This window comes from Butyricicoccus sp. (assembly GCF_050872565.1).
In the GTDB taxonomy this organism is placed as follows: Bacteria; Bacillota; Clostridia; order Oscillospirales; family Butyricicoccaceae; genus Butyricicoccus_A.
In genome coordinates, this window is the sequence record NZ_JBNMHC010000087.1 from 1 (window position 1) to 7,482 (window position 7,482).

Consider the following 7,482-nt stretch of genomic DNA (forward strand, 5'->3'; position numbering starts at 1 on the left):
AAAAAGTGCCGCTTGGCACATACGGTGTCTTTGATTCTGCTTGCGTTCGGTTTGGCGATGGATTGCTCAAAGCAAAAGCTATTGATGATCGCGTGGGCTGTGCGGTCATGCTGACTCTTTTGCAGGAACAGCCGGCAGTAGATACATGGTTTGTTTTTGGTGTGCAGGAAGAGGTTGGTTTGCGCGGCTCTCGCTGTGCAGCATTTGCGCTGCAGCCGGATATTTGTCTGGTACTGGAAGGCACAACGACGGCAGATTTGGCAGAGGTAGACGGCGCCAAGCAAGTGTGCGGCCTGCGCAAGGGTGTTGTGATTCCGTTTATGGATCGCTCTACCATTTACAATCAGAAGCTGTTTGAGACGCTGCGCAAGCTGGCAGAGGACAATCATATTCCATGGCAGACCAAACACCGCGTAGCAGGCGGTACAGATGCCGGACGCATTCATTTGACCAGAGAAGGCGTTCTGACAGCTGGACTTGCAGCGCCGGTTCGCTATATCCATTCACCGTCCAGTGTTGCTGCTCTGGAGGACATGCAGGGCATGTTGGCACTGAGCCGACATTTTCTGACGTATTTGGGAGATGAAGAATCATGAGTTTTGATATTTATGAAGCATTTTGTAATTTGTCTGCTGCTTTCGGTCCGTCCGGCAGAGAATCCGACATCATTCAGGCGATTCGTGAAGTGACAGCGGACAATGTGCAGGACATTGGCGATTGGGATCATCACATTGATACAATGAACAATCTGATCTATCATCGCGAGGGTAAGGGCAAGAAAATTTTGCTTGCCGCACATATGGATTCGATTGGCATTGTTGTGACACATATTGATGACAACGGATTTGCTCGCTTTGCACAAGTCGGAGGATTTATGCTCGGAGATCTGGTAGACAGACGCGTTCGCTTTCAGAATGGCACGCGCGGTGTGATTGCGTTTGAAGAAAAAACCGAGTTTTCCAAGCTTGGCTTTGACAATCTGTTCTTAGATATTGGTGCAGGAAACAAAGAAGAAGCAGAAAAGCTGATTCAAGTCGGAGACTTTGCCGTATACGATGAACAGCCGCACAAACAGGGAAATGTCGTTTGCGGCCCGTATTTGGACAACCGCATGGGTTGTGTGACCTTGATTGGTGCGATGGCAAAGCTGGCAGATCTGCCGTGCGACAGTGATGTCTATGTGGCGTTTACAGCACAGGAAGAAGTCGGTCTGCGCGGCGCGCAGACAGCAGCATTTGCGGTTCAGCCAGATTATGCCATTGCTGTTGACGTGACCGATACCGGAGATCTGCCAGAGCGAAAGTATCCTATGGCTGTGAAGATGGGTGCAGGTCCAGCAGTCAAGATCATGGATCATTCGGTAATCTGTGACCAGCAGGTCAAGAATGCCTTGTATCGTGTCGCAGAGGCTCAGAATATTCCGGTACAGCGAGAGATTATGGAATTTGGCGGAACAGACACCGGTGCCATTCAGCGCACAGCTGGCGGCGTAAAAGTCGGTGCGGTCAGCATCCCGACACGCTATATCCATTCTGCTGCGGAGATGGCAAACCTGCGTGATGTCGAGCAGGCGATTTCGCTCATTGCCCACGTTGTCAGCGAAGGCGTTGATGCAGAATAATATACCCACAGAGCATAAAAAAATCCAGTCTCCAAAAAATGGGGACTGGATTTTTGCGTGTTTATCAGGATTCTGCTGTTTCCGACAGCTGCTCCGGCTGTTCCGGACAGTTGAGAATTTCCATGAATTCTTCACCGGTAATGGTTTCTTTTTCATATAAGAAACGAGACAGCTCATCCAACTTCTGGCGATTCTCGGAGAGAATCGCTTTGGCTTTTTCGTGCTGTGTTTTGACCAGCTCGACAACTTTTTTGTCGATTTCCTTTTGCGTATCTGCGGAGCAGGCGAGAGAGGTATCGCCGCCGAGATACTGATTGTTGACGGTTTCCATCGCAACCATGTCAAAGCTGTCACTCATGCCGTAGCGGGTAATCATAGCGCGAGCCAATTTGGTTGCCTGTTCAATATCGTTGGAAGCGCCGGTTGTGATTTCATGGAAAACCACTTCCTCTGCGGCACGACCGCCGGTAAACGTAGCAATCTTATTTTCGATTTCTTCCTTGGACATCAGGTATTTATCTCCCTGCTCGACCTGCATGGTATAGCCGAGGGCACCGGATGTGCGCGGAATAATGGTAATTTTCTGCACCGGTGCAGAATGTGTCTGTAAGGCGGCAACCAAAGCATGACCGATTTCATGATAGGCAACAACTTGCTTCTCATGGTCAGAGAGCACGGTGTTCTTTTTCTGATAACCGGCGATAACCACTTCGATGCTTTCTTCCAAATCCGCTTCTGTGACAACGGTTCGATTGTCGCGGACAGCGCGCAAAGCTGCTTCGTTAATGATGTTGGCAAGTTCTGCGCCGGATGCACCGGATGCCATGCGGGCAATGGTGTGATAGTTTACATCGTCTGCGGTTTTGATTTTTTTGGCGTGTACCTTGAGAATGGCTTCGCGTCCGGCGAGATCCGGCAGTTCTACCGGCACGCGGCGGTCAAATCGACCAGGGCGTGTCAGGGCAGGATCAAGAGACTCCGGTCGGTTGGTAGCTGCCAAGATAATGACGCCGTTGTTTCCCTCAAAGCCGTCCATTTCTGTCAGCAGCTGGTTGAGCGTCTGCTCGCGCTCATCGTTGCCGCCGATTTGTCCGTCACGTTTTTTGCCGATGGCATCAATCTCATCAATAAAGACAATGCATGGTGCTTTTTCCTTCGCCTGCTTAAACAGGTCACGGACTTTAGAAGCACCCATGCCGACAAACATTTCAACAAATTCTGAGCCGGACATCGAGAAGAACGGAACACCGGATTCTCCGGCAACGGCCTTGGCCAACATGGTTTTACCGGTTCCCGGAGGGCCAACGAGCAAAATGCCCTTTGGCATCGAGGCACCGATGGCTGTATATTTGTTTGGATTGTGCAGATAATCGACAATTTCCTGCAAGTTTTCCTTTGCCTCATCTTCTCCGGCAACATCATCAAAATGGATGCCTTCTGTCGACTGCACGTAAATTTTGGCGTTGCTCTTGCCCATGCCAAACATCATAGAATTTTTGCCGCCAGCCTGATCCATGAGCTTTTTGCCCATGTACTGACCAAGGGCGATAAAAATAACGAGCGGCAAGACAAAAGTCAGTAAAAAGCTGAGAATCGGAGAGGTGGTCTGCTGGATTTCCTGCTCGAATTTCGCGCCGGAATCATATAACCGCTGTACCAGCTCCGGATCGTCCATCTTACCGGTCTTATAGGTCGTATCCTTGGCCTTGTTGGTAAAGATGATCTCGCTGTTGTCAATTTCTACTTCGCCGATGTCCTTGTCGGCGATCATGGTCAAGAATGTGCCATAATCCACATCTTTAACTTGGTGCTGCATGAGCATTGGTCCTGCAATCATATTAAACAGAATCACAACCAGCAAAATGATTCCATAATAAAAGATCAGAGGCTTTTTTGGACTTTTGACTTCTTTCATAGCATAACCTCCTTGTGTTTATTCGTGCATGATATATTCTGCGGCAGCTTCACCGGCTGTCATACCAGAGCACCATGCCCAATGTAAATTATATCCGCCGCAGTCGCCGACAACATCTAAGATCTCACCGGCGAGAAACAGACCGGACTGTCTGAGCGAGCGGAAGCGATTGTCGATTTCATTTAAAAATACGCCGCCGCCCGTGACCTGCGCGTGATCCCACGACTGGACACCGGTGATAGGGAAATCCCAGCCCTTGAGCAGCGAAACCAATTTGTCGATGTCCTGCCGCGACAGAGATGCGGACGGACGAGAAACAGGCGTCAGAGACAGCGTTTCCAGCGCGGCAAACAACAGCTTTTTGTGAATCAGTCCGAGCAAATTGTCTGCTAACGGGTCGTTCGGATACTGCTTGATGCGTTGCTGCAACGCAGTGTGAAGCTCTGTATGCTGCCAGTCCGGAAATAAATCAAGACGCACGGTATATGCCTGTTCTTGCACCGGTTTCTGCATCCAACAGGATAATTGCAGCGCCGGAATACCGGATAAGCCGTAATCCGTCAATTGGACTTCGCCCAACTCCTCGGTCAGCTTTTGTTTTCCATCCAGCAAGGTCGCACGACAGATAACGCGAATGCCCTTGAGCTGCTTGAGTATGGCGAGCTGCTGCCCGCACCGCAGCGGTACCAAGCAGGGATAGAGCCGCGCATAGCGATGACCCATTTGCAGCGCAAGCGGATAGCTGGTGCCGTTGGTACCCTGCTTGGGGGCAGCACGTCCGCCTGCCGCCAGAATCACGGCATCTGCATGAAAGATTTGGCCGGATTCTGTCTGTGCGGTAAAAACTTTCTTTTGAACAGATAACGACTTGACCTTACAGTTGTACTGCACCTGAATATGATGCCGCTGCAAAGCCAGCTCCAGCACATCCAGTACCATAGAAGCCTGTCGGCTGTATGGGTAGATGCGTCCGCCGTCTTCTTCTGTACAGTAGAGACCCAAGTCACGGAAAAATGCCAGCGTGCGCTCTGCTGGCATGTCAGCGAGCAATTCTGTGAGTCGGCTGGTGTTCTGCGTATGATAATGACCCGGCGCAATCTGTGCATTCGTCAGATTGCATCTGCCGTTTCCGGTGGCGAGAATTTTCTTGCCGATGCGATCCAAACCGTCCAAGATGGTGATTTGAGCGGAAGGATTGGTTTTGGCGGCAGAAATGGCGGCAGCTATGCCGGATGCGCCGCCGCCAATAATAAGGATACGATTCATAAATGAACCTCCTTTTCTATCATTGCGTTTTTAGCTGCCTTTATTATAGCATGAATCTCTAAAAAGAGTTTGAATAAACATGAAATTTTTGTTACTTTTTGTGTTTTCTCGCTGTGCCCTGTAGATTTTCTGCCGGAAAAGCGGTAAAATAGAAACAGATGATAGAAATGTGTAATCCAAAAACTGCCAAAATCAGCGGTTTTTCTATATTTAAAGATAAAGCAAGGGAAATCATATGAGAGCAAGTGAACGTCTGTTAAAATATGCTGCCATTTATACAGGAAGCAGAGAAGAAAATGCCGCACAGACCCCATCAACGCCGGAACAATTTACTCTGGCGCATGTCTTGGCGGATGATATGCGAGAGATTGGTCTGACAGATGTCTCAGTCGACGAACACGCATATGTATACGGCTTTTTGCCGGCATCGGAGGGGAAAGAGCAGTGTCCGCCGATTGGCTTGATTGCGCATTTGGACATTGTCAATGAATTTGGCGGAACAGAGATTCGTCCGCAAGTCATTACCAGCTATGATGGCGGAAGCATTCGCTTGGGAACCAGCGGGCGAACGCTGGACGCAGAACAGTTTCCGGATTTGAAGCAGGCAATAGGAGATACCATCATTACAACGGATGGAACAACAGTGCTTGGCGCAGATGACAAGGCAGGTGTGGCGGAAATCCTGACGATGTGCGAGAAGCTGATACAGGAAAATCGTCCACACGGAAAGATCTGTATCTGTTTTACGCCGGATGAGGAGATTGGGCATGGTGCCGCGCTGCTCGATCTGGAAAAATTCGGCGCAAGCTATGCCTATACGGTGGACGGCAGTGCACCCAATGAAGTCGAGTGGGAAACGTTCAACGCTGCTGCCGCCGAGTGGAACATTACGGGTGTTTCCGTGCATCCGGGCGATGCCAAGAATAAAATGATTCATGCCGCACTGATTGCCATGGAGATCAATCGTCTGCTGCCGCCGGATGAGGTTCCGGCGAAGACAGAAGGGAGAGAAGGCTTCTTTCATCTGTGTGACATGTCCGGCGATGTTTCTCAAGCGAAGCTGTCATACATCATCCGCGATCATGATGCAGAGAAATTTGCGCAGCGCAAACAGCTCATGCGCGATATAGAACGCCGTATCAACGCAAAATACGGCGAAGGCACAGCAAAGCTGACGCTGCGCGACCAATATCGCAATATGGCAGAGATTTTGAAAGATCATCCGGATGTTGTAGAGAGAGCAAAACGTGCGATTCGTGCGGTTGGACTTACGCCAGTATCTCATCCGGTGCGCGGCGGCACGGACGGCGCACAGCTGTCGTTCCGCGGATTGCCGTGCCCCAATCTCGGAACCGGTGCGTATGCGCTGCATGGACCGTATGAACATGCCATTGCACAGCAAATGGATACCGTGACGGAAATTTTACTGCACATAGTAGAAGCATGAGATAGAGAAAGATAGAATAGAGCAAAATAAGGAGAAAAAACTATGGACAAGCAAGGGAAACGAACCAAAAAAGAAGAAAAGCATAGGATGAGCTGCTATACCAATCGAGAATTGTCATGGCTGCAGTTCAATGTCCGCGTTTTGCGTGAAGCAGAGAATGAACATGTTCCGCTGGCAGAACGCCTGTCGTTCGTGTCGATTTATCAATCGAATTTGGATGAGTTTTTTATGGTGCGTGTCGGCACACTGATGGATCAGATGCGTTCCGGAGAAAAAATCCGTGACAACAAGACCAACATGACCAGCAAGCAGCAGGTGGAAGCGATTCTGGAGCGCACGCGCGAGCTGGAAGCACTGAAAGCGAAAATCTATGAGCAGCTGATGGGTGAGCTGGAGCCGCAGAACATTCATTTGATTAACTTCAACCGGTTGTCGAAAAAGGAAGGGGCTTTACTGGAAACCTATTTTGACCAGAACATTGCGCCGTTCCTGATGCCGATGATTCTCGGCAAACAGCAGCCATTCCCATTCCTCAATAACAAGGAACTGTATGCGCTGGTATCACTGGGTACAAAGGGCGGAAAATCCAAAATTGGCATTGTGCCGTGCACAAACAATGCCTTTAAGCGTTTGATTGAGATTCCTTCTCGTCCGGGTACCTTTATGCTGTGCGAGGAGCTGATTCTGCATTTTGTCTCCAAGCTGTACCCGACCTATCTCGTCAAGGAAAAATCTATTCTGCGCGTCACGCGCAATGCGGACATTGACGGCATTGAAGTGTATGATGAAGATTTGGACTATCGCGGTGTGATGGAACAACTCATCAAGCAGCGCACCCGCTTGAGTCCGGTTCGCGTAGAACTGAGCCGTGATATTGACAAAAAGACCTGCAAAGAAATTGCCAAGCATCTCGGTATCAGCATGAAGCATGTGATTCGGCTGGATACACCGTTGGATTTGTCCTTTGTGTTCCAGCTGCAGCATTATCTGCGCGATCGCTCGCAGCTGTTTTATGAAAAGCGAAGCCCGTGTGATTCTCCGGCACTCAATATGAAGGAGAGCATCTTGGATCAGGTAGCCAAGAAAGATGTACTGCTTTCGTATCCATATGAGAGCATGAAGCCATTTTTGCGTATGCTGCATGAAGCGGCAGAGGATCCTTCTGTGGTCAGCATTCGCATGACGCTGTACCGTGTAGCAGATCAGAGTAAAATCATTGATGCACTGGTTGAA

General features: G+C 49.6%; 4 protein-coding genes and 2 pseudogenes. 4 read left to right on the forward strand and 2 right to left on the reverse strand.

The genetic code is table 11. The features are described from left to right. Together ACR0P9_RS05245 and ACR0P9_RS05250 are read left to right on the forward strand one after the other, a co-directional pair. A pseudogene (locus ACR0P9_RS05245) lies at positions 1–596 on the forward strand (M42 family metallopeptidase); the annotation flags it as partial. Continuing rightward, complete coding sequence (locus ACR0P9_RS05250; protein ID WP_432618000.1) at positions 593–1,621, forward strand: M42 family metallopeptidase; 1,029 nt, start codon at positions 593–595, stop codon at positions 1,619–1,621. The pseudogene ACR0P9_RS05245 and the gene ACR0P9_RS05250, both read left to right, overlap by 4 nt. A gap of 64 nt (positions 1,622–1,685) precedes the next feature. Here the strand turns inward: ACR0P9_RS05250 and ftsH are convergent, their stop codons facing one another. Together ftsH and ACR0P9_RS05260 are read right to left on the reverse strand one after the other, a co-directional pair. Next, positions 1,686–3,536, reverse strand: a complete 1,851-nt coding sequence (gene ftsH, locus ACR0P9_RS05255) for an ATP-dependent zinc metalloprotease FtsH (protein ID WP_432618002.1) — start codon at positions 3,534–3,536, stop codon at positions 1,686–1,688. 18 nt (positions 3,537–3,554) lie between these two features. Further along, positions 3,555–4,802 (reverse strand): NAD(P)/FAD-dependent oxidoreductase, encoded by a 1,248-nt coding sequence (locus tag ACR0P9_RS05260; protein ID WP_432618004.1) that lies wholly within the window; start codon positions 4,800–4,802, stop codon positions 3,555–3,557. A gap of 235 nt (positions 4,803–5,037) precedes the next feature. Here ACR0P9_RS05260 and pepT point away from each other — a divergent pair, with 235 nt between their 5' ends. Beyond that, complete coding sequence (pepT, locus tag ACR0P9_RS05265; protein ID WP_432618006.1) at positions 5,038–6,249, forward strand: peptidase T; 1,212 nt, start codon at positions 5,038–5,040, stop codon at positions 6,247–6,249. A 42-nt stretch (positions 6,250–6,291) separates the two neighbouring features. Further along, a pseudogene (locus ACR0P9_RS05270) lies at positions 6,292–7,482 on the forward strand (polyphosphate kinase 1); the annotation flags it as partial.

Coding starts and splice junctions, on each gene's coding strand:
- ACR0P9_RS05250 (WP_432618000.1), top strand. CDS start 593: ATGAGTTTTGATATTTATGAAGCATTTTGTAATTTGTCTGCTGCTTTC.
- ftsH (WP_432618002.1), bottom strand. CDS start 3,536: ATGAAAGAAGTCAAAAGTCCAAAAAAGCCTCTGATCTTTTATTATGGA.
- ACR0P9_RS05260 (WP_432618004.1), bottom strand. CDS start 4,802: ATGAATCGTATCCTTATTATTGGCGGCGGCGCATCCGGCATAGCTGCC.
- pepT (WP_432618006.1), top strand. CDS start 5,038: ATGAGAGCAAGTGAACGTCTGTTAAAATATGCTGCCATTTATACAGGA.